The organism is Halomonas sp. HMF6819, assembly GCF_044335525.1.
Classification (GTDB): Bacteria; Pseudomonadota; Gammaproteobacteria; order Pseudomonadales; family Halomonadaceae; genus Vreelandella.
In genome coordinates, this window is record NZ_JBIQVY010000002.1 from 325,817 (window position 1) to 349,585 (window position 23,769).

Annotated in this window: 21 protein-coding genes; 15 read left to right on the forward strand and 6 right to left on the reverse strand. The window is 61.5% G+C overall.

Annotation, left to right across the window (positions count from 1 at the left end; genetic code table 11):
• Window positions 1-3 precede the first annotated feature (3 nt).
• Window positions 4-324: a septal ring lytic transglycosylase RlpA family protein gene (locus tag ACGLWX_RS07470; protein WP_252106449.1), complete on the reverse strand. Its 321-nt coding sequence runs from the start codon at window positions 322-324 to the stop codon at window positions 4-6.
• 389 nt (window positions 325-713) lie between these two features.
• On the opposite strand from ACGLWX_RS07470, the gene ACGLWX_RS07475 reads away from it, so the two are divergent.
• On the forward strand, window positions 714-2,147 hold the full coding sequence (locus ACGLWX_RS07475; protein WP_252106450.1) for a hypothetical protein: 1,434 nt from the start codon (window positions 714-716) through the stop codon (window positions 2,145-2,147).
• Between the two features lie 164 nt (window positions 2,148-2,311).
• A complete protein-coding gene (locus ACGLWX_RS07480; protein WP_396238636.1) occupies window positions 2,312-3,088 on the forward strand; it encodes an RsiV family protein in 777 nt (258 codons plus the stop codon).
• Window positions 3,089-3,163: 75 nt separating this feature from the next.
• Here the strand turns inward: ACGLWX_RS07480 and ACGLWX_RS07485 are convergent, their stop codons facing one another.
• A complete protein-coding gene (locus tag ACGLWX_RS07485; protein ID WP_396238638.1) occupies window positions 3,164-4,042 on the reverse strand; it encodes a DMT family transporter in 879 nt (292 codons plus the stop codon).
• Between the two features lie 130 nt (window positions 4,043-4,172).
• Between ACGLWX_RS07485 and ACGLWX_RS07490 the strand changes: the two genes are divergently transcribed.
• From ACGLWX_RS07490 to ACGLWX_RS07500, 3 genes are all read left to right on the forward strand, one after another.
• On the forward strand, window positions 4,173-5,045 hold the full coding sequence (locus ACGLWX_RS07490) for a LysR substrate-binding domain-containing protein (protein WP_396238640.1): 873 nt from the start codon (window positions 4,173-4,175) through the stop codon (window positions 5,043-5,045).
• A gap of 80 nt (window positions 5,046-5,125) precedes the next feature.
• Window positions 5,126-5,683: a cytochrome b gene (locus ACGLWX_RS07495; protein WP_396238642.1), complete on the forward strand. Its 558-nt coding sequence runs from the start codon at window positions 5,126-5,128 to the stop codon at window positions 5,681-5,683.
• A 181-nt stretch (window positions 5,684-5,864) separates the two neighbouring features.
• A complete protein-coding gene (locus ACGLWX_RS07500; RefSeq protein WP_396238644.1) occupies window positions 5,865-7,526 on the forward strand; it encodes a multidrug ABC transporter permease/ATP-binding protein in 1,662 nt (553 codons plus the stop codon).
• A gap of 24 nt (window positions 7,527-7,550) precedes the next feature.
• Here the strand turns inward: ACGLWX_RS07500 and fhuF are convergent, their stop codons facing one another.
• Both fhuF and ACGLWX_RS07510 read right to left on the reverse strand, forming a co-directional pair.
• Complete coding sequence (gene fhuF, locus ACGLWX_RS07505) at window positions 7,551-8,318, reverse strand: siderophore-iron reductase FhuF (RefSeq protein ID WP_396238646.1); 768 nt, start codon at window positions 8,316-8,318, stop codon at window positions 7,551-7,553.
• Between the two features lie 108 nt (window positions 8,319-8,426).
• Window positions 8,427-9,194: an ATP-binding cassette domain-containing protein gene (locus ACGLWX_RS07510; protein ID WP_396238648.1), complete on the reverse strand. Its 768-nt coding sequence runs from the start codon at window positions 9,192-9,194 to the stop codon at window positions 8,427-8,429.
• Window positions 9,195-9,368: 174 nt separating this feature from the next.
• Between ACGLWX_RS07510 and fhuB the strand changes: the two genes are divergently transcribed.
• Window positions 9,369-11,348, forward strand: coding sequence for a Fe(3+)-hydroxamate ABC transporter permease FhuB (fhuB, locus tag ACGLWX_RS07515; RefSeq protein ID WP_396238650.1), 1,980 nt, complete (start codon window positions 9,369-9,371; stop codon window positions 11,346-11,348).
• Between the two features lie 19 nt (window positions 11,349-11,367).
• Here the strand turns inward: fhuB and ltaE are convergent, their stop codons facing one another.
• On the reverse strand, window positions 11,368-12,378 hold the full coding sequence (ltaE, locus tag ACGLWX_RS07520; protein WP_396238652.1) for a low-specificity L-threonine aldolase: 1,011 nt from the start codon (window positions 12,376-12,378) through the stop codon (window positions 11,368-11,370).
• A gap of 133 nt (window positions 12,379-12,511) precedes the next feature.
• Between ltaE and ACGLWX_RS07525 the strand changes: the two genes are divergently transcribed.
• On the forward strand, window positions 12,512-13,765 hold the full coding sequence (locus ACGLWX_RS07525) for an NAD(P)/FAD-dependent oxidoreductase (protein ID WP_396238654.1): 1,254 nt from the start codon (window positions 12,512-12,514) through the stop codon (window positions 13,763-13,765).
• Window positions 13,734-14,264, forward strand: a complete 531-nt coding sequence (speG, locus tag ACGLWX_RS07530) for a spermidine N1-acetyltransferase (RefSeq protein ID WP_252106460.1) — start codon at window positions 13,734-13,736, stop codon at window positions 14,262-14,264. The genes ACGLWX_RS07525 and speG overlap by 32 nt, the downstream gene beginning before the upstream one ends.
• Window positions 14,265-14,328: 64 nt before the next feature.
• Here the strand turns inward: speG and ACGLWX_RS07535 are convergent, their stop codons facing one another.
• Complete coding sequence (locus tag ACGLWX_RS07535) at window positions 14,329-14,472, reverse strand: hypothetical protein (RefSeq protein WP_252106461.1); 144 nt, start codon at window positions 14,470-14,472, stop codon at window positions 14,329-14,331.
• Window positions 14,473-14,623: 151 nt separating this feature from the next.
• Here ACGLWX_RS07535 and ACGLWX_RS07540 point away from each other — a divergent pair, with 151 nt between their 5' ends.
• The 7 genes from ACGLWX_RS07540 to ACGLWX_RS07570 all read left to right on the forward strand — a co-directional run bounded on the left by ACGLWX_RS07540 (window position 14,624) and on the right by ACGLWX_RS07570 (window position 23,577).
• Window positions 14,624-16,336 carry a thiamine pyrophosphate-dependent enzyme gene (locus ACGLWX_RS07540; protein ID WP_396238656.1) on the forward strand — a complete coding sequence of 571 codons (1,713 nt, stop codon included), beginning with the start codon at window positions 14,624-14,626 and terminating at the stop codon, window positions 16,334-16,336.
• A 67-nt stretch (window positions 16,337-16,403) separates the two neighbouring features.
• Window positions 16,404-17,165 carry a metallophosphoesterase gene (locus ACGLWX_RS07545; RefSeq protein WP_396238658.1) on the forward strand — a complete coding sequence of 254 codons (762 nt, stop codon included), beginning with the start codon at window positions 16,404-16,406 and terminating at the stop codon, window positions 17,163-17,165.
• Between the two features lie 310 nt (window positions 17,166-17,475).
• A complete protein-coding gene (locus ACGLWX_RS07550; RefSeq protein WP_252106464.1) occupies window positions 17,476-18,528 on the forward strand; it encodes an ABC transporter substrate-binding protein in 1,053 nt (350 codons plus the stop codon).
• Between the two features lie 111 nt (window positions 18,529-18,639).
• On the forward strand, window positions 18,640-19,074 hold the full coding sequence (locus ACGLWX_RS07555) for a tripartite tricarboxylate transporter (protein ID WP_252106465.1): 435 nt from the start codon (window positions 18,640-18,642) through the stop codon (window positions 19,072-19,074).
• A gap of 19 nt (window positions 19,075-19,093) precedes the next feature.
• The gene (locus tag ACGLWX_RS07560) at window positions 19,094-20,656 is read left to right on the forward strand and encodes a tripartite tricarboxylate transporter permease (RefSeq protein WP_396238660.1); all 1,563 of its coding nucleotides are present in this window, start codon (window positions 19,094-19,096) and stop codon (window positions 20,654-20,656) included.
• Window positions 20,637-22,205 carry a galactarate dehydratase gene (gene garD / locus ACGLWX_RS07565; protein ID WP_396238662.1) on the forward strand — a complete coding sequence of 523 codons (1,569 nt, stop codon included), beginning with the start codon at window positions 20,637-20,639 and terminating at the stop codon, window positions 22,203-22,205. Before ACGLWX_RS07560 ends, garD begins: the two co-directional genes overlap by 20 nt.
• Window positions 22,206-22,251: 46 nt before the next feature.
• On the forward strand, window positions 22,252-23,577 hold the full coding sequence (locus ACGLWX_RS07570; protein WP_396238664.1) for an enolase C-terminal domain-like protein: 1,326 nt from the start codon (window positions 22,252-22,254) through the stop codon (window positions 23,575-23,577).
• The last annotated feature ends 192 nt before the right edge of the window (window positions 23,578-23,769 follow it).

Here is a 23,769-nt window from a genome sequence, read left to right on the forward strand (position 1 = left end):
GGGTTAGTTGACCACCGTCAGCAGCACCGGGGCCGTCCCGCGACGTACGATGCCGAGCTGGCGCGCCGCGCGCTTGGAAAGGTCGATGATTCGGCCTTTGACGAAGGGGCCGCGGTCGTTGATCAGTACTTCGACTTCCTGCCCCGTATCCGGGCGGGTGACCAGTACCTTGCTGCCGAAGGGCAGGCTCGGGTGAGCGGCGGTCAGCGCCTGCTGGTCGAAGGCTTCGCCGCTGGCGGTTGTCGCTCCCTGGAAGCGGTCGCTGTAGAAAGAGGCCACGCCTTGCTGGTCGACGCTCTGGGCGAAGGCGGTGCTGGACGCCATCGTTAATAAAGCCGCGAATAAACCTTGTTTGATGATTTTTGCATGAACTCCCATTGGAGTACCTCAGCTATTGATCTCGATCCGGCATTCTTTAATCAGCGGGTGAATATAACTAAAGGGGTTGCCTGAAGGCTTCGCGATGGTAACGCTCCAATCAGCATTGGGCAAGCTTTGCGATAATCGGCGAAGATGTACCCCAAGTTTCGAATTTAGTTCGCCAAAAATTATTTAAATTGGCCACCGCCGTTTAAGTGCTTCTTTTGTGTAGCACTTGTTCACGTTACAAGGAAACGCAAAACCATCGGTGCGTTTTATAAGGATCGTGTGATATAAAAAGGTCCGCGTAGCACTATTGCGTACTTCAAACGTCATTCAACGGAATTTTTTCAATGGCTAATAGTTCATCGTTAACACTCGTAGTGGGCGTGCTGGGCGGCGCGCTCGCCGGCTTTCTCGTGGCCCAAGTGGTGCCGGACGTTTCCGGCTTCTCGGGCCAAGCCGATACCGACGAAACCGAGCAGGCACTCCCGATCGATTCCATCGAAGGGCTCGGTAGTCTGACCCTCGATGAGCGCCTTCGCGGTGAGCTCACCACCAGTGGCGAGCTCAACGGCAACGACGGCAGCCGCTCGCTGTACTACCGCCTGGCGCTCGACGAAGACTCGCTGGTCGAGCTGGATCTGAACGGCGCGCTCCAGGGGACCGTCACGCTTTACGACGACCACCTTCAGATGCTGAGCAGCGGTGCGCCGCTTCGCCATCGCATCGAAGAGGCCGGCGACTACCTAGTCGTGGTCAGCGGTATGGATGCCAGCAGCTACGGCCCGTTCACGCTCTATCCGCGTACCGTCGAAATCAGCGACAGCGATACCCTGACCGTGGACGAGCCGGCGGATTACTGGATGCAGTCCGACGAGGAAGTCGTAACGCTGACGGTCGAGGAAGCGGGGCTTTACCAGATCGATATGCGCTCCGATGAGTTCGATGCCTACCTGACCATCGAAGGCCCCAACGGCTACCGTCGTAACGACGACGACAGCGGCGGCGACCTCGACGCTCAGATCACCGACTTCCTCGCCCCGGGCGAGTACACCGTCAAGGCGCAAACCTACGGTAGCGGAAACGGCATGTATACGCTGTCCGCCACGCTCAGCGAGCAGGCCGGCGACTTCCGCAACGACGGCCCGATTGCGCCGGGCGAATCGCTGACCGGCTGGTATAACAATGCCCCGCTCGAGTACACCCTCGAGATCGAAGAGGCGGGGATGTATCAGATCGACATGCGCTCAAGCGACGTCGACGCCTTTTTGGAGCTGCACGACGACGACGGCTACTCCCGGGAAAATGATGACGGCGGCGACGGCTACGATGCGCGCTTGGCAGACTTCCTCGCACCGGGCACTTACCGTATCGTCGCCCGCACCGCTTTTGAAACCACGTCTGGCGGCCAGTTCACGCTCGCCGTGGAAGAGAACGAGCTGCCCGAGGGCACCGAGCTTCAAAACGGCGGCGAGCTGACGCCCGGTGAAACGCTCAGCGGCTGGTACAGCGGCGAAGACGTGACCTACCAGCTCGAGGTCGAACAGAGCTCGGCGGTAACGATCGCGCTGGACTCTAACCACTTCGATACCTATCTCGAGCTGACCGGAAACGGCGTGTCCGAGTCCAATGACGACGGCGGCTCCGGCACCAACGCCCTGCTTGAAACCTCGCTGCTGCCAGGCACCTATACCGTGCATGCCCGCGGCTATAGTGCCAGCGAAAGCGGATTGTTCGAGCTGACGACCGAGCTCGAACCGACCGATATCGAACCGGACGCCTGATACCCAAGCGGCACCGCCGGTCACGCTAAACGCCCTTGTTCGCTTTGTGCGGCAAGGGCGTTTACATTTAAGGGGTCGAGCATGGCTCGGCGCTAAAGATGTCACGCGCGGCCGCTCGAATCCGGCGTGACACCAAAGGGATAGAACTCAAAAGGGAAAATATCATGCCACGTCTAACAGTGGGCGCGCTGGTCGCAGTGACGCTGCTGCTCAGCGGCTGCCAAAGCTATCAGTCTGCGCCGGTCGAGCCCTACGCGATCGTCACCCTGGCCCAGGAGAAGCAGTTCGTCGCCCCCGACTGCCCGCTCGATCAGTGCCCCCAGCTGCGGGTCTCCGCGCTCGAGTTTCCCAAGTCCGAGATGCTGTCGCGCGAGCTTCGCCGCCGGCTGATCGCGCTGGCCCCCCTTGAGGACGAAAGCGCTTCGACGCCGAATGTCCAAACGACCTGGGCGGGCTACGCCAACGCCTTTTTCGATCAGGCCGAGCGCCAAGGCTCCACGTCCGAAAGCGGGGCGAGCGAGGCGCTGCTGGAGGCCGACGAGTATGGCCACCACAACGACCTGCTGACTCTGGAACTCAATAGCTACGTCTACTTTAGCGGCCAGGCGCACGGCCTTCCCGCCACCGAGTTCATGGTGATCGATGAGCGCTCCGGGAATACCGTCGGGCTAAGCGATATGCTGATCGAAGGCCGTGAGGCCGCTTTCGAGCGGCTGGTCACCGAGGCGCATCAGCGCTGGCTTGACGAGAACGAGCAGGACGCCACGTTCGCCGCCAACTGGCCGCTTAGCCAGTCCCGTAACGTTGCCCCGCTCGAGGACCGCTGGGTGGTGAAGTTCAACGTCTACGAGATCGCCCCTTACGCCGTGGGCCAGCCGGAGCTCGAGATTCCGCTGGAGGCGCTGCGCGGCATCGCCAAACCGCGCTATCTCGACCAGTAATCGCTCTATCTTAACCAATTACCGAGTTGCTTGACGCAAGTTGACAGCGCCGTCGCTCGACGGCGCTTTGTGATATTAGCGGCCCGCCTTCAAGCAGCCTGCCACGACCAGTACGGCGGCCATTGGCAGGCGCCAGTCGAGCACGCTCATGCCGGCCAGCACCAGCAGCAGGCCGGCGAGAATCGGCACGCCGTAGGCTAGGCTTCCCACCAGGTTTGAGTGGCCCAAACGCAGCGCCTTGTCCCAGGCCACCATGGCAATGCCGTAAGGCCCCAGCCCCAGCGCGATACCCGCCAGCAGCGCCTCGCTTTGCGGCAGCGTCAAATCGTTTTCGAGTACCAGGCTCGCGCCCGTGGCTAACGCGCAGGCGATCAGCAGAAGGCGCGGCAGAAGCGGCGTCAGCGCTACCGGTGCGCTCTGGCCAAACCAGGAGTAGAGCGCCCAGCAGCAGGCCGAAAGCAGCGCGATGGCGTAGCCGGTGAGCTCGCCGTTGAACCCGCCGGAAAGCGCCTGAGGCAGCATCAAAAGCGATGCGCCGAAAAACGCGATCAGCGCGCCGATGACGCCTTCAAGGCGCAGCCGCTTGTGGCGGCTGTACTGGCTCAACAGTACGAACAGTACCGGCCAGGTGTAGGTGATAAGCGCGGCGTCGGCCGCCGGCGCCAAACGCATGCCGATGAAGTAGCTGCTGACCGCGCCGACAATCAAAAGCGGCACCCCAAGCCAAACGCTCATCGCCCAGAGCGGGCGCATCGTGTTCACTCCCGTTTTGCGGCTCAGCGGCAGCGTCGCAAGTGCGCCTGCCAGCAGCGTCAGCGCCGTCAGCTGCAGCGGCGACGAGGTTTGAGCCATGCCGGCCAGCAGCGGGGCAACGCTCCAGAGCGCCACCGCGATCGAGGCGGCTGCGATGCTGTAGCCGCGAGCGGGCAGGGTAGGGAGATGAACGCGATACATGATGGCTCCTTCACTAACGATCGATGCGGATAGACAAACCTTGCTTTCTTTAGGTGGGGGTCAGCATAATCGCTCTTTAAATATCACAATATCGATCTTTAATGATGATACCTATCAACAGCGGTGATATATGCGCGCACCCATTTTCGACTTGTCGCTGCTTCGTACCGTCGTGGCGATCGCCGATACCGGCAGCGTCACCGCAGCCGCCAAGCGTTTGGCCTATACCCAGTCCACGGTAAGCATGCAGCTACAGCGCCTGGAGGGGCAGCTGGACTTAACACTTCACGAACGCGAAGGTCGCCGGATTCGCTTTACCCAGGAAGGCGAGCGGCTTTTAGCCCACGCCAGACGCTTGCTGGCGCTCAACGATGAAGCCTTTAGCGACATGCAGGCCCGACAGGTCACCGGCGACCTGACCTTAGGGATTCCCGAGGATTACGCGTCGCTTTTACCGTCGGTGTTCGCCTACTTTCACCAGCTTTACCCGGCGGTGGGGTTGACGGTGATCTGTGGAACCAGCGCGCACCTGGTCGAGCAGGTCAAAAACGCCGATATCGATTTGGCACTGGTCACGCGCCAGCGCAATTCGCCTGGCGGCGAGGTCATTCGGCGCGAGCCGCTTTTATGGGCGGTGGGCATCAATCAGCAGCCACTTTTGAGCGACCCGATCCCGCTAGCGCTATATTCGCCCGGCGCGGATGTGTTTCGCGAGGTGGCGGAACAGGCGCTGCAGGCAGCGGGTCGCGACTGGCGCGTGGCCTATACCAGCCAGTCGATGGCCGGGCTTGCGCCGATCGTCACCGCCGGGCTTGCCGTCGTGGTGGTCACGCGCAGCATGCTTACGCCTTCGCTTCGCCCGCTGGACGAAGCGAGCGGGCTACCTACGCTTCCTTACATCGAACTCGCCCTGCACCGCGCCCCTCACCGGCCGACGGAGCCAGCCCGGCGGCTGGCCGAGTTAATTCGCGAACAGCTAGCGGCGATTGGCGAAGCGTTATAAGGTTAAGGGCAGTTTCACCCGCAAGCTTGTTTTCACCCATAAGCATTTTCCAGACAGAACCTGGGCGTCAGGAGCCACCGATGCACGAGCTGGACCACTACATTTATCCTCACCGAGTGCTGCACTGGCTGGTCGCCGCGGCGGTGCTCGTGTCGTTGGCCACGGGTTTGACCCTGGGCACCTGGGGCTTCGAGCGCACCGCCGACGCGTTGGGCACTACCTTGACCAACGTGATGTACACCGGCCACAAGACGCTGGGTGTATTGATCCTGCTATTGATGACGCTTCGAATCATCACCCGGGCCGCGTTCGTGGTGCCGGATCACGATCCGCCCTTGAACGCCTTCGAGCGGGTGGTGAGTAAAAGCGTGCACCATCTTTTGTATATCGCGCTGGTACTGATGCCGCTGATCGGTTGGGCGGCCACCGCCACCGGCGGCTATCCGGTCGAGTTCTTCGTCTGGCACCTGCCGGGCTTTTTGAGCGAGAACGCGGCGCTTTCCCAAACGCTCTTTGGCTGGCATGAAGCATTGGGCTGGGCGATTCTGGTGCTGGTCGTGCTGCACGTAGGCGGGGCGCTATTTCACTGGCGGATCAAACGCGACAATGTCATTAAGCGGATGAGTCTTTTCGACTGATCCACAGGCGGTCTAGACAAGGGATCGGTTCGCGAACGCGGCCGGTCCCTTTTTCGTTGGCGGCTGTTGAAAAGCGACTTGAACGAGGCGGAGGTTTGGTGTAAATGCAAATCACTCACTTTTGTTGACTTGCGGGCCGAGTGCGTCACAATTCGTCGTCCAGTCAACGGGGGAGGTGAGAATGGAGTTGCTGCGGGTGGTCTTTACGCACTACCGCTGGCCCTTTTTAGGCGCCATCGGGCTGAGCCTTTTCAGCGCCGGGCTGGGCGTCGGAGTCATTGCGTTCATCAATCAGCACCTGATCGTCGCCGACAGCACGCTGTCGGTGCTGGTGCCGTTTCTCGGGCTCTTGACGCTGCTGCTGGCGGTCACCCTGGCTACTCAGCTGGCGCTGACGCTACTGGGCCACTACTTCGTCTATAACCTGCGCAGCCGGCTATTGAAGCGTATTCTGGATACCGATATCGAGCGCATCGAGCGGGTGGGTAACGCTACGCTTCTGGCGAGCCTTTCGAGCGACGTGCGCAACATCACCATTGGCTTCGTTCGCCTGCCGGAGCTCGTGCAGGGTGTGGTGATGACCGTGGCGTGCGTGGCTTATCTGGCGTGGCTTTCGCCGGAGATGGTGCTGGTCACCGTGCTCTGGATGGCGGCGACCATGGGCATCGGCTGGTGGCTGGTGTCGAAGGTGTATCGCCACTTTCATCTGGTGCGCGAAAGCGAGGATCTCTTATACCGCGACTACCAGACCGCCATCGAAGGGCGCAAGGAGCTCACCCTCAACCGCGACCGCGCCCGGCGCTTTTTCGACGAGACCTACACGGCGAACGCCAAAACCTACCTGTATCACATCATTCGCGCGGACACTTACCACCTGAGCGCCGGCAACTGGTCGAACATCATGATGCTCGGCGCCATCGGCGTGGTGTTTTTCATGGCCAACGTGCTCGGCTGGGCGAGCCCGGCGGCGGCGGCGACCTTCGCGCTGACGCTGCTGTTTTTGCGCACCCCGCTGATTCAGGCGATCGGCGCCTGGCCGACGCTGATCAGCGCCCAGGTCGCGTTCGACAAGCTCAAAAGCCTGGAGCTCGCCGAGTACCGCGCCGACTTCGCCGTCAAGGACACGCTGCGCGACTGGCAGTGCATTCGCTTGGTGGACGTGACTTACGCCTACCCGGGAGACGCAAGCGGCCAGGGCGCGTTCAAGGTCGGCCCGGTGAACCTGACCCTGCACCGCGGCGAGCAGGTGTTCCTGATTGGCGGCAACGGCAGCGGCAAGTCGACGCTTGCGCGCCTCTTGTCCGGGCTCTACCGCCCGCAGAGCGGCTACGTGCAGATCGACGATACGCGCATCGACGCGCACAACTGGGACGCCTTTCGCGCGCGCTTTTCGAGCGTATTCACCGACTTTCACGCGTTTGATCAGCTCATGGGCGAAGGCGGCGGGCCGTCAGACCCGGTGCTGGTCGAGCGCTGGCTCGAGCGGCTGCAAATAGCGCACAAGCTCGAGTGGGCGGGCGCGCGCGTCACCAATACCCAGCTCTCCCAGGGCCAGAAAAAGCGCTTGGCGCTGCTGCTCGCCATCGCCGAGGAGCGCGACGTGCTGCTGCTCGACGAATGGGCGGCGGATCAGGACCCGCAGTTTCGCCGGCTTTTCTATCGCGAGCTGTTGCCCCACCTGAAAGCGATGGGCACGACGGTCTTCGCCATCAGCCATGACGATAGCTACTTCGTGCACGCCGACCGGCTGCTGGAAATGTCCGCAGGTCATTTGTTCGAGCTCGAAGGCGAGCAGCGCGCTCAGGCAAGCCTGGACGCGGTGGCGCAGATCACGCCGCCGTGAAAAACGCGCGGGAGAAGGGGGTGATCAGCGTCGTACTTGGCGGTCGCACCCTTCGAGCGGGCAGTTGCTGCAGACCTCGAACTCGTCCAGCAGGTAGCGTAGACAGCAGAGCTTGCGCACCTGCTTGACTTCATCCGAGCCCTTGGGCTGGTAGCTTCGTACCGGCTGGTAGAGCGGGTTGCGCTGGCCGCCCAGGGTGCGCGACTCCAAAAGGGCGCGGGCGGCGGCGAGGGCATTCGGGCGAACGCTTGGGTGATCGGCCAGCAGGTTGACGTAGTAGTCGAGATAGCCGCCGGCGTTGCTCCAGAACACGCGCGGGGCCAGCCCCACCAGCGTCGACAGGCGCTCGATCAGCGGCGCCCAGTGCCCGTCGATCAGCGTCGAGAAGCGCTCGACCGGATCATCGGTGGTCATCGATTCACCTTCGTGGGCAAGCCAGAGCCCCGTCACGCAGCCTTCCTCGTTGGGCAGCACGTACACATCATCCAGCGCCACCGGCGGGTTTCGGTCGAGCAGCAGGTGAGAAACGACGGTGGGCACGGTGAGCGAGCTAAACAGCCACTTCGACCAGAGCGAGGTGACCGCGCGGCGATCACCGCCGGCAAAGCGCGCCGCGTAAGGTGCGATGCTCTGCTCCAAAAGCGCCGGGTTGCGCCAACGCGACGCCTTGATGGCGCCCGCGGGCGGCGTACCGCCTATGCGCGGCGGCGTCAGGTGCGCCAGCCGGTCGGTGTAGCACTCGGCGAGCGTGGTGGGGCGTAGCATGTCGGGTTCGCTGAAAGCCAGGGGCATCGTCGCACTCCAGGGGCATCGAGACATCGACCGGTCAACGCCTAGATTAATCGATAATGGTTATCAGTTAAACCGCGTGCGACGAATTCCGCACGCGTATCGGCGCGTTTAATGGGCCACGGCGATGGGGGAGCGCCCACCGGGGCGGTCGATCACCTGCATGGGCAGCCCATAGATCGCCTCCAGGGTTTGGGCGTCCATCAACTCGTCCGGCGTGCCGTGCGCCAGCAGCCGGCCGCTGTGCAGAGCCAAAAGCTCGTCGCAGTAGCGAGCGGCCATGTTGATGTCGTGCAGCACGATGATCACACCCAGATCGAGCTCGTCGCAGAGCTTTCGCGTCAGCGCCAGCACCTCGATCTGGTGGGCAATATCGAGTGCGGCCAGCGGCTCGTCGAGCAGCAAAAAGCGGCTACCCTGTGCGAGCAGCATGGCGAGCCAGACGCGCTGGCGCTCGCCGCCGGAGAGCGTATCCACCATCCGGTCGGCGAAGGCGTGGGTGTGGGTCAGGGCGATGGCGCGTTCAATGGCGTCCCGGTCTTTCTGGGTATGACGGCCCAAAAGCCCGTGCCACGGGTAGCGGCCAAAACCGATCAGCTCGCGGGCGGTCAGGTTGTCGGCGCTGGGCAGGTGCTGGGGCAGATAGGCAACCTGGCGGGCGAACTCGCGGTGCCCCCACTGGGCGAGCGGGCGCTGGTCGAACAGGATATCGCCGCCGGAAAGCGCATTCTGCTGGGCCAGCAGCTTGATAAGCGTCGACTTGCCCGAGCCGTTGTGGCCGATCAGCCCTACGACCTTGCCCTGCTCGAACGTGTGAGAGATGGAGTGAAGCAAGGGCTTGCCGGCAACGGTAAAGCGGGCGTTCAGCACGTCGAACATGCGCGGCTCCCGGGTGTATGAGCAAATGAATCGTCCAATTGTAGTGTTAATACTTATCATTTAGAATCCTGGCGTCGAATTATTTCTTTTTGTTCTTTCCTTCTCTTTCTGTGGCCGGCTTTTCATGACAGCGCATGATTTAGTTTTTATCGTTTCTCCAGGCGTTTGTTAGCCGTGCCGTCGATACCCCACCTACGCAGCACTGTGACGTTTGGTCTGCTCGGCCTGCCTTTGGCCGTGCTGCTCGCCACCGCGATGATGGCTCAAGGCGGATTGGACGCGAGCCTGGAGGGCCTGTTTGACCCAACACTTTCCAGCGTCGAGGCTCAGATTTTGCATTTTGCCTGGTGGCCACGGCTTTTGATCTCGCTACTGGCCGGCGCGGCGCTGGCGCTGGCCGGCGTGTTGATGCAGCAGGTGTTGCGCAACCCGCTGGCTTCACCGACCACCCTGGGGGTGGCCAGCGGCGCTAGCCTGGCGCTGATGCTGGCCACGCTGCTGGCGCCGGGGATTTTGGCGTTTGGGCGTGAATGGGTGGCGCTTGGCGGCGGTGCGGCGGCCATGGCGCTGGTGTTCGGGCTTGCCTGGCGGCGGCGCCTGGCGCCGGTGGTGGTGGTGCTGGCGGGGCTGGTAGTCAATCTCTATTTAGGGGCGCTGGGCACCGCGGTGCTGCTGTTCAATCATGAAACCCTGGCGGGGCTTTTGATCTGGGGGGCGGGGTCGCTTGTGCAAAACGGCTGGGAGGGCGTGGTCACGCTCTCGATACGCCTGGCCCTCAGCGCGGTGGCCGCGGCGCTGTTGATTCGCCCGCTGGTGGTGCTGGAGCTCGACGACGCCAGTGCCAAAAGCTTGGGGTTTTCGCTCAAGTACCTGCGCCTGGCCGGGCTGGGCGTGGCGGTGTTCATTACCGCAAGCGTGGTCAGCGTGGTGGGCATCATCGGTTTTATCGGCCTGGCGGCGCCGAACATCGCGCGTATGGCCGGTGCCCGGCGCCTTGGCCCGCGGCTGGTGTTTTCAACGCTTCTGGGCGCGGTGCTGCTGGCGACTACGGATCTTTTGCTACAGCGCTTCTCTGGCCAGCTCACAACGCTTTTACCCACCGGCGCGGTGACCGGAGCGCTGGGCGCGCCGCTGCTGCTGTGGCTGATTCCGCGCTTGAAGCTTGGAAGCGATCGCCCGCCCGAGGCCTCCCACGTGGTGCTGCGTCGCCACGCGGCACCGGGGCGGCTGGCGGCGGGGCTTTTGGTGGCGCTTGGTGGCGCGGTACTGCTGGCCCTGATGGTCGGCCAAAGCGGACAGGGCATGAGCGTCGTTTCGCCGTTCGACGTCGCGGTCATGGAGTGGCGCGCCCCGAGGGTGATCGCGGCGGCGGCCAGCGGGCTGATGCTGGCGGTGGCGGGTACGCTCTTGCAGCGGCTTTCCGGCAATCCGATGGCAAGCCCGGAAGTGCTGGGCATCAGCGGGGGCTGCGCGGTCGCGCTGATTCTCGGCATTTATTGGCTGCCGGCGTCGAATAGCGCGCTGCTGGTCGGTGCGGGCACGCTGGGCGCGCTGGCCACGCTCGGGTTCTTGCTTTTGGTCAACCGCAAAAGCGGCTTTGCGCCGGAGCGGCTGCTGCTCAGCGGGGTGGCCATCGGGGCGCTTTTCGACGCGGTGCGCGGGGTGATTCTGGCCGGCGGCGACCCGCGCGGTCAGCAGGTCATCGCCTGGCTTGCCGGCTCCACTTACTACGTCGATGTACCAAGCGCGGCGCTGGTCGGCGCGGCGGCGGCGGGGCTTTTGCTGCTGGCGCTGCCCTTTACCCGCTGGCTCGACATTCTGCCGCTGGGGGCGGCGACCGCGCAGGGGCTCGGCATCGCGCTCAATCGCGCGCGGCTGGCGCTGTTGCTGCTGGTGGCGGTACTCACCGCCTGCGCCACGCTGGTGGTCGGGCCGCTGTCGTTCATCGGTCTGCTGGCCCCCCACATGGCGCGGCTAATGGGCTTTTCCCGCGCCTGGTGGCACCTGCTGGGCGCTGCTTTGATCGGCACGCTGTTGATGGTGCTAGCGGATTTTATCGGCCGCCAGATCATGTTCCCCTACGACATTCCCGCGGGGCTGGTCGCCTCGCTCATCGGCGGCGCCTACTTCATGTGGGGGCTGCGCCGGCTTTGAGTACGATTACGTCCAGTACCTACGTCTGGCGGTCAAAATACGCTTTTATCACCGCGATCACGCGCTCGATGTCGCCGTCGTCGATATCGCGATGCACCACAAAACGCGTGGCGTAGACGAGATCGAGCAGAATATCGTGCTCCTTGAGCCACGCGGCGAGCGGGGCGATATGGTCCTTCTCGACCTGGGTGAACACCATGTTGGTCGCCTGAGACGTCACCGTAAGTCCAGGCATCGCCGCCAAACCCTCGCCCAGGCGCGCCGCGCGGCGGTGGTCGTCCTTTAACCCTTCCACGTGGTGATCGAGCGCGTACTGACAGGCGGCGGCGATCAGCCCGGATTGGCGCATGCCGCCGCCGACCACCTTGCGCCAGCGCCGCGCCTTTTTGATGAACGCGTGGGAGCCCACCAGCGCCGAGCCGATCGGCGCGCCAAGCCCCTTGGAAAAACACAGCGACACGCTATCGAACGGCCGGCACATCGCCTTGAGCGAGCTGTCCGAGGCCACCATGGCGTTGAACAGCCGCGCGCCGTCCAGGTGGGTGGCGAGGCCGTGATGTCGGGCAAGCGCAACGGCGCTCTCAACGTAGTCGGCGGGCAGCACCTTGCCGGCGATGGTGTTCTCCAGCGCCAGCAGCCGGGTGCGGGCGAAGTGAGGATCGTCGGCCTTGACCGCGGCTTCTATTTTTTCGAGCGGCAAGGTGCCGTCCGGCGCGTTTTCGATCGGCTGGGGCTGAATGCTGCCCAGCACCGCCGCGCCGCCGCCTTCATAGCGGTAGGTGTGGGCGCTCTGGCCGACAATGTACTCGTCGCCGCGCTCGCAGTGCGCCATCAGCCCCACCAGGTTGCTCTGGGTGCCGCTGGGGAAGAGCAGGGCGGCTTCTTTTCCGGCGCGCTCGGCCAAATCCTGCTGGAAGGCGTTGACGGTGGGGTCGTCGCCCCACACGTCGTCGCCCAGGGCGGCGGCGAGCATCGCCTCGCGCATGGTTTGGCTTGGGCGGGTGACGGTATCGCTGCGTAGATCGATCACGGGGCTGGCTCCTTTGATGGCTGGCGCTTTACTTGCCGCAGGCTACGGACAAGACGAGCGCCAGCCGCTATGGTTAACAGAACCATAGGTAACAAAACAATGGTTCACAGTACAGCCACGTGAAGGCGATAAAATGGATCTGAAAAGCGGTTATCCGTTCTGGGCGGTGAAAAATGGCCTGCTTGTCTCTTTTCCTCAATTGGAGCGCGACCACGCCTGCGATGTGCTCGTCATCGGCGGCGGCATCACCGGCGCGCTGATCGCCGATGAGCTTTGCCAGCACGGCCACCACGTGGTGGTGGTCGAGCGCCGCGACATTGGCTGGGGCAGCTCGGCGGCGAGTACCGCGCTTTTACAGTACGAAATCGACACTCACCTGGTCGACTTGACCAAGCGCTACGACGAGCGGCACGCGGTGATGGCGTACCAGGGCTGCGCCGATGCCATTTTGACCCTCGAGCGCCTGGCCGGGGAGCTCGGTAACGTCTCTTTCGAGCGTCATGAAAGTCTCTACTACGCCACCAGCGAAGAGGACGTGCCGGCGCTCACAGCCGAGTTCGCCCTGCGCGAGAAGCACGGCTTCGACATGCAGTGGTTGGATCGCGAGGCGCTTTTTGAAGCCTACGGCATCGAGGCCCCCTGTGCGATCCTGTCGCGGCTGGCGGCCAGTCTCGACCCTTATCTGATGGCGTACCGGCTTTTTGAGCGCGTGCGAAGCTTGGGCGGCGAGGTGTTCGATCGCACAGAGGTGGACACCATCGACCCCGTTGCTGACGGCGTGCAGGTGCGCCTTAAAAACGGCGCGACGCTCGAGGCGGGTAAAGTGGTGATCGCGGCGGGCTATGAGTCTCAGCGCTGGCTGGACGCGCCGGTAGCGAAAAATCGCAGCAGCTACGCCTTCGTGACCGACCCAATTGCGCCGGAAAAGCTCGGCAAGTTGCGCCATACGCTGGTGTGGGAGTCGGCCAGGCCTTACCTTTATATGCGCGCCACCGACGAAGGGCGGCTTCTGGTCGGCGGCGATGACGACGACACCGATATCCCGGCGCGGCGCGACGACCGCGTGATGGACAAGGCGCACGGTCTTGCCCGCAAGGTCGAGGCTCTATGGCCGGATCTCGAAATCAACCCGACCTTTAGCTGGGCCGGCACCTTCGCCGAAACCGAGGATGGACTGCCTTATTTCGGTGCCTGCAAACGGTGGGGGCCGCACGTCTATTTTGCCCTGGCCTACGGCGGTAACGGCATCAGCTACTCGATGATGGGCGCGCCGCTTCTGCGCGCGCTGATCGAAGGCGCGCCCCACCCGCTGGCCGATTTTTTCTCTTTTGAACGCCTTCTCAGCGAGTCCGCCGATGAACCCGGTTCTGTACCTGCGCGCGCTTGAGCGAAGCGATCTGCGCTTTATCCATGAGCTCAACAACAACCAAAGCGTCATGTCCTACTGGTTCGAGGAGCCTTACGAGTCCTTTGACGAGCTCGAGGAGCTTTACAATAAGCATATCCACGACAACGCCGAGCGTCGTTTCGTCGTGCAGGACGCCGCTGGCGTTTCCATCGGGCTGGTCGAGCTGATCGAGATCGACTACATCCATCGAAGCGCCGAGTTTCAGATCATCGTCGCGCCGGAGTACCAAGGGCGCGGCTACGCGCGCTCGATGATCCATCAGACGCTCGGTTATTCATTCACCATTTTGAACCTGCACAAGGTGTATTTGATCGTCGCCGTCGAGAACACCCGCGCGGTACACCTGTATCGTGACTGCGGCTTCATCGAGGAAGGGCACTTGGTGCAGGAGTTCTTCATCAACGGGCGCTATCGCGACGTCAAACGCATGTACGTTCTGCAAGAGGCGTATCTGAGCGCACAGCAAGCCGAGCGGTAGAGCGCGCGAAAAAAAGCCGGCGCGCGGCGCCGGCTTTACGAGAAAGGTTATCGCGGCTGCGAGCCTAACCGATGTGCGCGGCGAATTTCTCCGCCGCTTGGCGCTGCCAAAGAGCCTGCTGCTCCCAGAAACACCATACTTCATTATTACCGCCTGTCAGCCCACGGCGATCGCTTTCGCGATAGCCGTGCATCAGGGTATCGGTCATTGCGTGTCCTCCTGTTGCGAACCGCAGCGACAGTATAGCGCATTCATGCTGCATTGCAGCATGAGTCGGTGTTGGTGAAAGTCGGCAAAAGCCCGTGAAAGCAACTAGGCTTTAACGGGTCTTGTATCATTACTGCGAATGGAGTCGCCCAATGAGCGCCAATGTAGCCGAAATTCTCGTCAATACCCTGCAAAATGCCGGCGCCAAACGCTGTTACGGCGTGGTGGGCGATTCGCTCAATCATTTCACCGATGCGCTCAGGACGAGCGAGATCGAGTGGGTCGGCGTGCGCCACGAAGAGGTCGGGGGCTTTGCTGCCGGCGGCGAGGCCTACATGACCGGTGAGCTTGCGCTGTGCGCGGGCTCCTGCGGCCCGGGCAGCCTGCACTTCGTCAACGGCCTGTTCGACGCCCACCGCAATAATGCGCCGGTCGTGCTGATCGCCAGTCAAATTGCCCTTGGTGAGGTCGGCAACCACTTCCCCCAGGAAGTGGATCAAAGCGCGATTTTCAAACAGTACAGCGTGTTTTGCGAAACCATCGCCTCTCCCGAGCAGGCCGGACGCACGGCGGCCATGGCCGCCCAGGCAGCGATTGCCAAGCGCGGCGTGGCGGTGCTGATCGTGCCAGGCGACGTCATGACCCAAAAGCCCTCCACTGAGCTGACCTTCAAGGCCCACACCTTCGACTACTCGATTCGCCCGAGCGCCGAGGCGCTGGTACCGGCGGTTCGCGAACTCAATAAAGGCGGCAAGATCACCATCTTCGCCGGCGCCGGCTGCGAGGACGCCCGCGACCAAGTGATGGCGCTGGCGGAAAAGCTCAACGCGCCGATCGCTTGGACCTCGCGGGCCAAGAACTACATCGAGTACGACAACCCTTACCAGGTCGGTATGACCGGCGTATACGGGCTGGAAGGTGGCTATCACGCGGTGGCGGAGTGCGACACGCTGCTGTTGCTTGGCTGCAGCTTCGCGTTTGCCCAGTTCTACCCGGACGGGGCGAAGATCATTCAGGTTGACCATGAACCGACCCAGATCGGCAAGCGCTACCCGGTGGATGTCGGCATCATCGGCACCATCGCTGAAACCTGCGAGGCGCTGGTGCAAAGCGTCCAGGCCAACGAGCACACGAGCTGGCTCGACAAGTGCCTGAAGCGCTATAAAAAATCTCTCGAGAAGTCGGCGCACGACACGAAGAGCAACACGACGATTCACCCTCAGGAGCTGACACTCGCCATCGACCGGTTAAGCGATGAAAACGCGTTGTTCACCGCCGACACCGGCAGCGTCAACGTCTGGATGCTGCGCCATATCCACACCGGGCCGGAGCGCAAGACGCTGTCGAGCCTGCAGCACGGCACCATGGCCAACGCCTACCCTCAGGCGTTGGGCATTCAGCTCGCCTACCCGGGCCGTCAGGTGATCGCCCTGTGCGGCGACGGCGGGCTCTCCATGCTGATGGGCGATCTTCTGACGCTGGTACAGCACCAGATTCCGCTGAAAATCGCGGTGTACAATAATCAGTCGCTGAGCTTCGTCGAGCTCGAGCAGAAGGTGGAGGGCATGCTCGACGCCTACACCGAGCTACAAAACCCCAACTTCGGCGATGTCGCTCGCGCCATCGGGCTCTGGGGCAAACGCGTCGAGCGCGAGGACGAACTCGATGCCGCAGTGACCGAGTGGCTGGCCCAGCCCGGCCCGGCGCTTTTAGACGTGATGACCAACCCGATGGAGCTGGTCATGCCGCCGAAAGTGGAATCCGGCCAGGTCGCCGCCACCGCGCTTTATTCTGCCAAGGCGGTGCTCAGCGGGCGCATGGACGAGGTCGTCCACCTGGTGAAGAGCAACTTCCTGAAACGCTAGCTATTCGGCAGTCAGCATCAGGCCCGCCCGCGTCAAAACGGGCGGGCAGTCATATCAAGGATACGCCATGCGCCTGCACGTACTTTCGGATCTGCACCTCGAACACTTTCCTAGCGGGCGAATGATACCCGATGTCGAGGCGGACGCCCTGGTGCTTGCCGGCGACATCCACCGCGCCGCCGAAGGCCTCGGTTGGGCGCGGGCGCGCTTTCCCGACCTGCCCATTCTCTACGTGCCGGGCAACCACGAGTTCTACGGCACTCACCTGACCGAGCACCGTCAGACCCTAGCCCGCGAAGCCAAACGCTTGGGCATCGAGCTTTTGGACAACCGAGCGGTCACCCTGGGGGGCGTGCGTTTCTACGGCACCACGCTCTGGACCGATTTCAACCTGTACGCGGGGAACCCCGCCCGCAATTTCGACGCGTGCGCGGAAAAAGCCCGCCGGCTGATGCCGGACTATCAGATCATCATCGATGGGCAGGGCGAGGTTTTCACCCCTGAAGCGAGTCAGGCGCTTCATCGCGAGGCGCTCGGCTGGCTGACCCAAGCGCTCAGCGAACCTTTTGAGGGCCCGCGCGTGGTCATCAGCCACCACGCGCCGCTTCGCGACTGTATTCCCCTGCAATACGTCGGTGATGTGCTCTCCCCGGCGTTCGCTTCGCACCTGGCGGGGCTAATGGGGCGCATGGATCTCTGGATTCACGGCCACGTGCACGAGCCTGTGGATCTGGTACAGGAAGGAACGCGGGTGGTGGCAAATCCAGGCGGGTATCCGGAGGAGGTGGGCCGTTATCGCTTTCAAGAGGATTTGGTTCTGAATCTTTAGCGTAATGATCGTCTTGATGCCTCTATAGATAAAGCCTGATTCGGTTTTTAGAACCAAACTTCGTCTTTTTACCGTTTAACGTTAATCAGGGATTAAACTTTGGTCGCGTTTTCGGTTTTTACGCTTGCTCCGCTTCTTGCTTGTTCTTAATCTTCTACTTGTATGATGTATTATTAATAGCTTCTAAAGTACCGCCTGACGTACGCCAGACGTTGTTAACCAGAAGGTGGTCGAAGGTCGCCAAGGGCCTTAAGCCGAAGAGCCGTTCTCTTTAAAGCAACAACTCACTATGAACGCAAAAGGTACGCTTATGCTAACCAAAAAAACGCTGATGAGTGTTAGTGTCGCTGGTCTTATGACAGGGCTCGCCCTTAGCTCCAGTGTCGCCATGGCCCAGGATGCCCAGCTGCGCGGCAACGTCCGTGTCGTGATCGGGTCGACCTCGACCGGGGGCGACACTTACCAAAACGCCAGCATCGTGGTCGACCGGCTGGCCGAGCATCTCGGTTTGAACATGAAAGTCGATGCCGTTGGCGCAAGCTCTGCGTTTCGCACGCTGGACAGGGATTCTCGGGGCAATACCCTGATGATTTTTCATGATCAGTCCTACCTTGGCTATCTCTACGGCGTCGAAGGCTACGACGACGTTTTCGAGAACTACACCGTTGGGCCGACGATCGCCATCAACCCCGGCAACGCTTACCTGGTGCCCATGGACTCGCCCTACCAGACGCTCGACGATGTCGTCGAGGCGGTAGGTAACGGCGAAACCGTGCGCGTGGCCATTCAGCCCGGCGGCGTTTCAGAGATCGGTTACAGCGCGCTTAAAAACGCGATCGCCATCGAGTATCCTGGCCAGGAAGAGAATCTGGTTGCCGTCAATACCGGCTCTCAGTCCGACAAGAACCAGCAGCTGTTCGATGGCCAGGCCGATATCATCAACGGCAGCGTTCAGGCCAACGAGCAGTACACGCGTCTGCCCGAAGACGACCAGAAAGCGATGCGCTTTATCTGGCTGACGGCGCGTCAGGACACCATCGAACAGGCGCCGGAAGAGGGGCTGGGTCAAACAAGTCGCGAACAGCTTCTGGAGTACGTCGAGCCCAACGTGACGGTCTCCATGGGCGATGACGAAAACTTCACCTTTGATAAAGAGTTCTTCTTCCTTTACAACAAGGACATGGATCAGGGCATCGTCGATCAGATCGACGAAGCGCTTGCCGAGATCTACGACGAAGGCGAGATTCAGCAAGCGCAGCTGGACGCTTTCTTCATCCCCGATTTCAAGCCTTCCGCTGAAGCCTCCGAGTATCTGCAAGAGAAGATGTCGCGCTACGAAGAGATCATCAGCAACCTCGATTAAGCAAACGGTGACCGGTGGGCCTGTCCACCGGTCGCTCATCCCCAACTAGGCGCGTGGCGGACTTGCTCCCGAGAGCCCGGCGCGCGCCGAGTTTACGTTCTTGGAGCCGTTATGGCGTCAGATCCGTTGAGCGTTTCGATCGACTTCGAAACGTCGCACCTGTTTTTCCCCCACATCGTTCACTGGGTATTGGCCGGGCTATTCGCGCTCATTCTGGTCACGAAAGTGGTGCCTTTTTTGGCCGCCGTCAAACGCGGAGAACGCACGCTGCCGATTATCGGAGAGTCGAGAGATTCCGCGCGCTTTTTCGGCACGCTGGCGCTGATCAGTGCCTACTTCTACCTGATGGCCGTGGTAGGCGATCTGTTTCCCTATACCGGGTACGGCTTTTTGTTCGTGTCGATGGCCTTCGTGCTGGCCATGTCACTGATGTATCTCCACGAGTGGACGAAAAAAGCGCTCATCATCGTCGTGATCAATGCCATTGTCGCGCCGACGCTTGCCTGGTTCGTGCTCGCCAAGCTCTTCACCATTACTCTGCCGTGACCGGAGCGGGTATATCGCCATGGAATTTCTAACCTTTATCGATCTCTCCTTTTTAATGCTCGTCAGCTTTGGCACCCTCGTGGGTATCATCTTTGGCGCGATTCCGGGCATGACCGCCACCATGGCGGTGGCCGTTTGTTTGCCGCTGACCTATGCGTTGGGCTTGAATCACGGGCTGGCACTGCTGCTGGGCCTTTACGTCGGCGGTATTTCCGGCGGCATGGTTCCAGCGGTGCTGTTGAATATTCCCGGCACGCCGTCCTCGATCACCACCACCTTCGATGGCTACCCCATGGCCCAGAAGGGCGAAGGTGAAAAAGCGCTGCGCGTCTGCGTGATCGCCTCATTGGTCGGTGGGCTCGTCAGCGCGCTGGTGCTTTTCTTGTTTGCCCCGCTTCTGGCCGACTTTTCGATCAAGTTCTCCTACGTGGAGAAGTTTCTCATCATTTTGCTGGCGCTTTCCGTCATCGCCTCGCTGTCCAGCAGCATGCTGATCGGCATCTTCAGCGGCGTGATTGGTATTTGGCTTAGCCTGATCGGCGATTACAGCATCTCCGACGGCGGCAACGGCCACACACGACTGATGTTCGATTTCATGGAGCCGTACCTGTTCGAGGGCTTTTCACTGCTGCCCGTGCTGATCGGCATCTTTGGTATCTCCACCATTTTGCTCGAGGCGGAAAAGGGCGTGAAGCGCGATATGGCCGGTGAGCGCATCAAGATCGGCAAGGAAGGCGGCTTCTCGTTATCGGTTTTCAAGGGCAGCTTCACTAACCTGACGCGCTCCTCGTTCATCGGCACCTTCGTCGGCATGCTGCCGGGCGTGGGTGGCAGCGCGGCGTCCGTACTCGCCTACACCCAGGAAAAGAACCTGGCGAAGGACTCTTCGCAAATGGGCAAGGGCGCCCCGCAGGGCCTGATTGCATCAGAGTCGGCCAATAACGCGCTGACCGGCGGCGCCTTGATTCCGCTTTTGTCGCTGGGTATTCCGGGCGACTCCACCACTGCCGTTTTGATCGGCGCCTTTACGCTTCAGGGCATCCAGGTCGGGCCGCTGTTCATTCCGGAAAACCACGACACCTGGTACGTCATGATGACGGCGCTGGTGCTGGCGAACTTCATCATGTTCGGGCTGATGTTCTTTGCCATCAAGCACATCGCCAAGGTGGTGATGGTGCCCAAGCATATTCTGTACCCGCTTATCGTGATGATGTGCGTGGTCGGGGCGTATGCCATCAACTACGGCATCATGTTCGATGTCTGGACACTGCTGATCTTTGGCGTGCTGGGCTATCTGATTCAGAAGATCGGGCTTGAAGTGGCGCCTCTGATCATCGGGTTCATTCTGGGTAGCCAGGCGGAAGTCTATTTCGTCAAGAGCCTGGAATCCTTTGGCACCTACAGCATCTTCTTCACCAAGAGCCCCATCGCTATGGTGCTCTGGGGACTGATCGCCGCTTCCGTGCTGTTTGCCATCGTGATGGGCTTCAAGTCCCGCGCCCGGCAGAAAGTGGAGCTGAGTCAAATGCATGACCCTTCGCACACCGATTCAGGAGCGCATCATGACTCTCGTAACGACTAATTCACGCGTGATTCAGGTACACCCGAGCGACAACGTTGCCATCGTGATCGAGCACGGCGGCCTCGAGGCGGGTGTGAGAATCAACGACGACTGCACCACCACCATGCCGATCCCGCAGGGCCACAAGGTGGCGCTCAGGCCGATCGAGCAAAACGATGACATTCTGCGCTACGGCGAAGTGATCGGCACCGCGGTTGTGGCGATCGAGCGCGGCGCGCACGTCAACGAGCACAATGTGCGTCTGCCGATCGCCCCGGCGCTCGAGGAGCTGCCGCTGGCAACGCGCGAGCCCCCGGCGCAGGAGCCGCTCGAAGGCTATACCTTCGAGGGCTTTCGCAACCCCGACGGCAGCGTCGGCACCAAGAACGTGCTGGGCATTACCACCAGCGTTCAGTGCGTTGCCGGCACGGTGGAGTACGTGGTCGGGCGGATCAAGCGCGAGCTGTTACCGCGCTTTCCCAACGTCGATGATGTGGTCGGGCTCAACCACAGCTACGGCTGCGGCGTGGCGATCAACGCACCGGCCGCGATCGTCCCCATTCGTACGCTAAAGAACATCGCGCTTAACCCCAACTTTGGCAATGAGATCATGGTGATCGGGCTTGGCTGTGAAAAACTCCAGCCCTCGACGCTGCTCGAAGACCGGCCGGTCAAGATTTACGAAAATACCGAAGCCGCCGACCCCGAAGCCAACGTGCTGAGTATGCAGGACGAGAGCTTTGAAGGCTTTGGCGAGATGGTCGACGGCATTCTGGCCATGGCCGAGCGCCATCTCGAGCGCTTGAACAAGCGAAGCCGCGAAACCTGCCCGGCCTCGGAATTGGCGGTTGGTATGCAGTGCGGCGGCAGCGACGCTTTTTCCGGCGTAACGGCCAACCCGGCGGTGGGCTTTGCCACGGATCTAATCGTGCGCGCCGGCGGCAGCGTCATGTTCTCGGAAGTGACCGAGGTGCGTGACGCCATTCACCTGCTGACCCCGCGCGCCATCGACCGCGAGGTCGGCCAGGCGCTGATCGATCAAATGGCCTGGTACGACGACTATCTATTACAAGGCCAGGCCGATCGTAGCGCCAACCCGTCCCCGGGCAACAAGAAGGGCGGTTTGAGCAACGTGGTCGAGAAGGCGTTGGGCTCGGTCATCAAGTCCGGCAACTCGCCGATCGTCGACGTCATCGGCCCGGGCGAGCGACTGCGGCGCAAGGGGCTCACCTTTGCGGCCACGCCGGCGAGCGACTTCATTTGCGGCACGCTCCAGCTGGCTGCCGGGATGAACCTGCAGGTCTTCACCACCGGGCGCGGTACGCCCTACGGGCTTGCCATGGTGCCCGTGCTCAAGGTCGCGACCAACTCGCATCTGGCGCGCCGCTGGCACGACATCATCGACCTGGATGCCGGGCGTGTCGCTACCGGCGAGGCCAGCATTGAGGATCTGGGCTGGGAGCTTTTCCATCTGATCCTCGATGTCGCCAGCGGCCGTAAACAGGCCGCCGCGGACAGGCTCGGCATTCACAACGACCTGGTGCTTTTCAACCCGGCGCCGGTTACCTAAACACCTTTTATCGTTTCTTCTGGTTCTAACAAGAGAGTCAATCGTCATGTTTCCCAAAATCAAATCAATGAAGGTCGTCCCGGTTGCCGGCTACGATGGTTTTCTGCTTAACCTCAGCGGTGGCCACGCGCCCTGGTTTATTCGCTGCGTTGTGATTCTTGAAGACGATGCGGGTAACAAAGGGGTAGGGGAGATCCCTTCAAGCGAAGGCATTCTCAAGGGGCTGGAGCAGTGTCGCGATATCGTTGAGGGCTCGACCATCAACGCGTTCAAACAGACGCTGAACAGCGCCCGCGTGGCGCTTTCAAAAAACGGACGCGAAGAGCGCGGTCGCCAAACGTTCGATCTGCGCGTGGCGGTTCACGTCATCACCGGGCTCGAGTCGGCGCTTTTGGACCTTTACGGTCAGGCCGTGGGCCTGCCGGTGGCGGATCTTCTGGGTCAGTACGGCCGTCAGCGCGATGAAGTCGAGGCGCTTGGCTATCTGTTTTTGCTCGGCGACCCGGGCAAGACGGACCTGCCCTACCCGAAAGCGACCGACCCGAAAGATGCCTGGGACGAAGTGCGCTACCAGGAGGCACTCACGCCGGACGCAGTCGCGAACCTGGCCAAGGCAGCGTTCGATCGTTACGGCTTCAAGGACTTCAAACTCAAGGGCGGCGTGCTCAGAGGAGAGGAAGAGGCCGACTGCATCCGCGCGCTGCACGACGCGTTCCCGGAGGCGCGCTTGACGCTCGACCCGAACGGCGCCTGGAAACTCGACGAGGCCGTACGGGTGCTGGACCCGATCAAGCACCTTCTGAGCTATGCCGAGGACCCCTGCGGTCAGGAAGAGAGCTACTCCGGCCGCGAAACCATGGCCGAGTTCAAAAAGCGCACGGGTCTGCCGACCGCGACCAACATGATCGCGACGGATTTCAAACAGCTGCAGTACGCCGTTCAGCTCAACGCCGTCGACATTCCGCTGGCCGACTGCCACTTCTGGACCATGCAGGGTGCGGTCATGGTCGGTGAGCTTTGCAACGAGTGGGGCATGACCTGGGGCTCGCACAGCAATAACCACTTCGATATTTCGCTGGCCATGATGACTCACGTGGCCGCAGCCTGCCCCGGCGAGATCACCGCCATCGACACTCACTGGATCTGGCAGGACGGCCAGCGCATCACTAAAGAACCGTTCCTGATTCGCGACGGCAAGCTGAAAGTGCCGACGACGCCAGGCCTTGGGGTCGAGCTCGACGAAGATCAGCTGATGGACGCACATCGACTCTACAAGTCGTTGGACGTGACACAGCGCAATGACGCCATGGCGATGCAGTACCTGGTGGCGGGCTGGGAGTTCGATCCCAAGCGCCCGGCACTGGTTCGCTAACAAGCGAGTTTTTATAAGGTAAGTGTAAGGGCCATTAGGCGTTCAATGTCTGTTTGGCTCTTATTTTTATATGTTAGCGTCATCCGGTAAAAATTATAAAAGCGCTCAAGGCTGCATTTAAAAGCGGCCGCCCGGTAAATCTGAAGACTATTTATAGGTAATTTTAAGCTTGTAAAAGCTTAGCCTAAAGTC

Excerpts from the sequence above, each read along its gene's own strand:
- ACGLWX_RS07470 (WP_252106449.1), bottom strand. The coding sequence starts at position 324 with ATGGCGTCCAGCACCGCCTTCGCCCAGAGCGTCGACCAGCAAGGCGTG.
- ACGLWX_RS07475 (WP_252106450.1), top strand. The coding sequence starts at position 714 with ATGGCTAATAGTTCATCGTTAACACTCGTAGTGGGCGTGCTGGGCGGC.
- ACGLWX_RS07480 (WP_396238636.1), top strand. The coding sequence starts at position 2,312 with ATGCCACGTCTAACAGTGGGCGCGCTGGTCGCAGTGACGCTGCTGCTC.
- ACGLWX_RS07485 (WP_396238638.1), bottom strand. The coding sequence starts at position 4,042 with ATGTATCGCGTTCATCTCCCTACCCTGCCCGCTCGCGGCTACAGCATC.
- ACGLWX_RS07490 (WP_396238640.1), top strand. The coding sequence starts at position 4,173 with ATGCGCGCACCCATTTTCGACTTGTCGCTGCTTCGTACCGTCGTGGCG.
- ACGLWX_RS07495 (WP_396238642.1), top strand. The coding sequence starts at position 5,126 with ATGCACGAGCTGGACCACTACATTTATCCTCACCGAGTGCTGCACTGG.
- ACGLWX_RS07500 (WP_396238644.1), top strand. The coding sequence starts at position 5,865 with ATGGAGTTGCTGCGGGTGGTCTTTACGCACTACCGCTGGCCCTTTTTA.
- fhuF (WP_396238646.1), bottom strand. The coding sequence starts at position 8,318 with ATGCCCCTGGCTTTCAGCGAACCCGACATGCTACGCCCCACCACGCTC.
- ACGLWX_RS07510 (WP_396238648.1), bottom strand. The coding sequence starts at position 9,194 with ATGTTCGACGTGCTGAACGCCCGCTTTACCGTTGCCGGCAAGCCCTTG.
- ACGLWX_RS07525 (WP_396238654.1), top strand. The coding sequence starts at position 12,512 with ATGGATCTGAAAAGCGGTTATCCGTTCTGGGCGGTGAAAAATGGCCTG.
- speG (WP_252106460.1), top strand. The coding sequence starts at position 13,734 with ATGAACCCGGTTCTGTACCTGCGCGCGCTTGAGCGAAGCGATCTGCGC.
- ACGLWX_RS07535 (WP_252106461.1), bottom strand. The coding sequence starts at position 14,472 with ATGACCGATACCCTGATGCACGGCTATCGCGAAAGCGATCGCCGTGGG.
- ACGLWX_RS07540 (WP_396238656.1), top strand. The coding sequence starts at position 14,624 with ATGAGCGCCAATGTAGCCGAAATTCTCGTCAATACCCTGCAAAATGCC.
- ACGLWX_RS07545 (WP_396238658.1), top strand. The coding sequence starts at position 16,404 with ATGCGCCTGCACGTACTTTCGGATCTGCACCTCGAACACTTTCCTAGC.
- ACGLWX_RS07550 (WP_252106464.1), top strand. The coding sequence starts at position 17,476 with ATGCTAACCAAAAAAACGCTGATGAGTGTTAGTGTCGCTGGTCTTATG.
- ACGLWX_RS07555 (WP_252106465.1), top strand. The coding sequence starts at position 18,640 with ATGGCGTCAGATCCGTTGAGCGTTTCGATCGACTTCGAAACGTCGCAC.
- ACGLWX_RS07560 (WP_396238660.1), top strand. The coding sequence starts at position 19,094 with ATGGAATTTCTAACCTTTATCGATCTCTCCTTTTTAATGCTCGTCAGC.
- garD (WP_396238662.1), top strand. The coding sequence starts at position 20,637 with ATGACTCTCGTAACGACTAATTCACGCGTGATTCAGGTACACCCGAGC.
- ACGLWX_RS07570 (WP_396238664.1), top strand. The coding sequence starts at position 22,252 with ATGTTTCCCAAAATCAAATCAATGAAGGTCGTCCCGGTTGCCGGCTAC.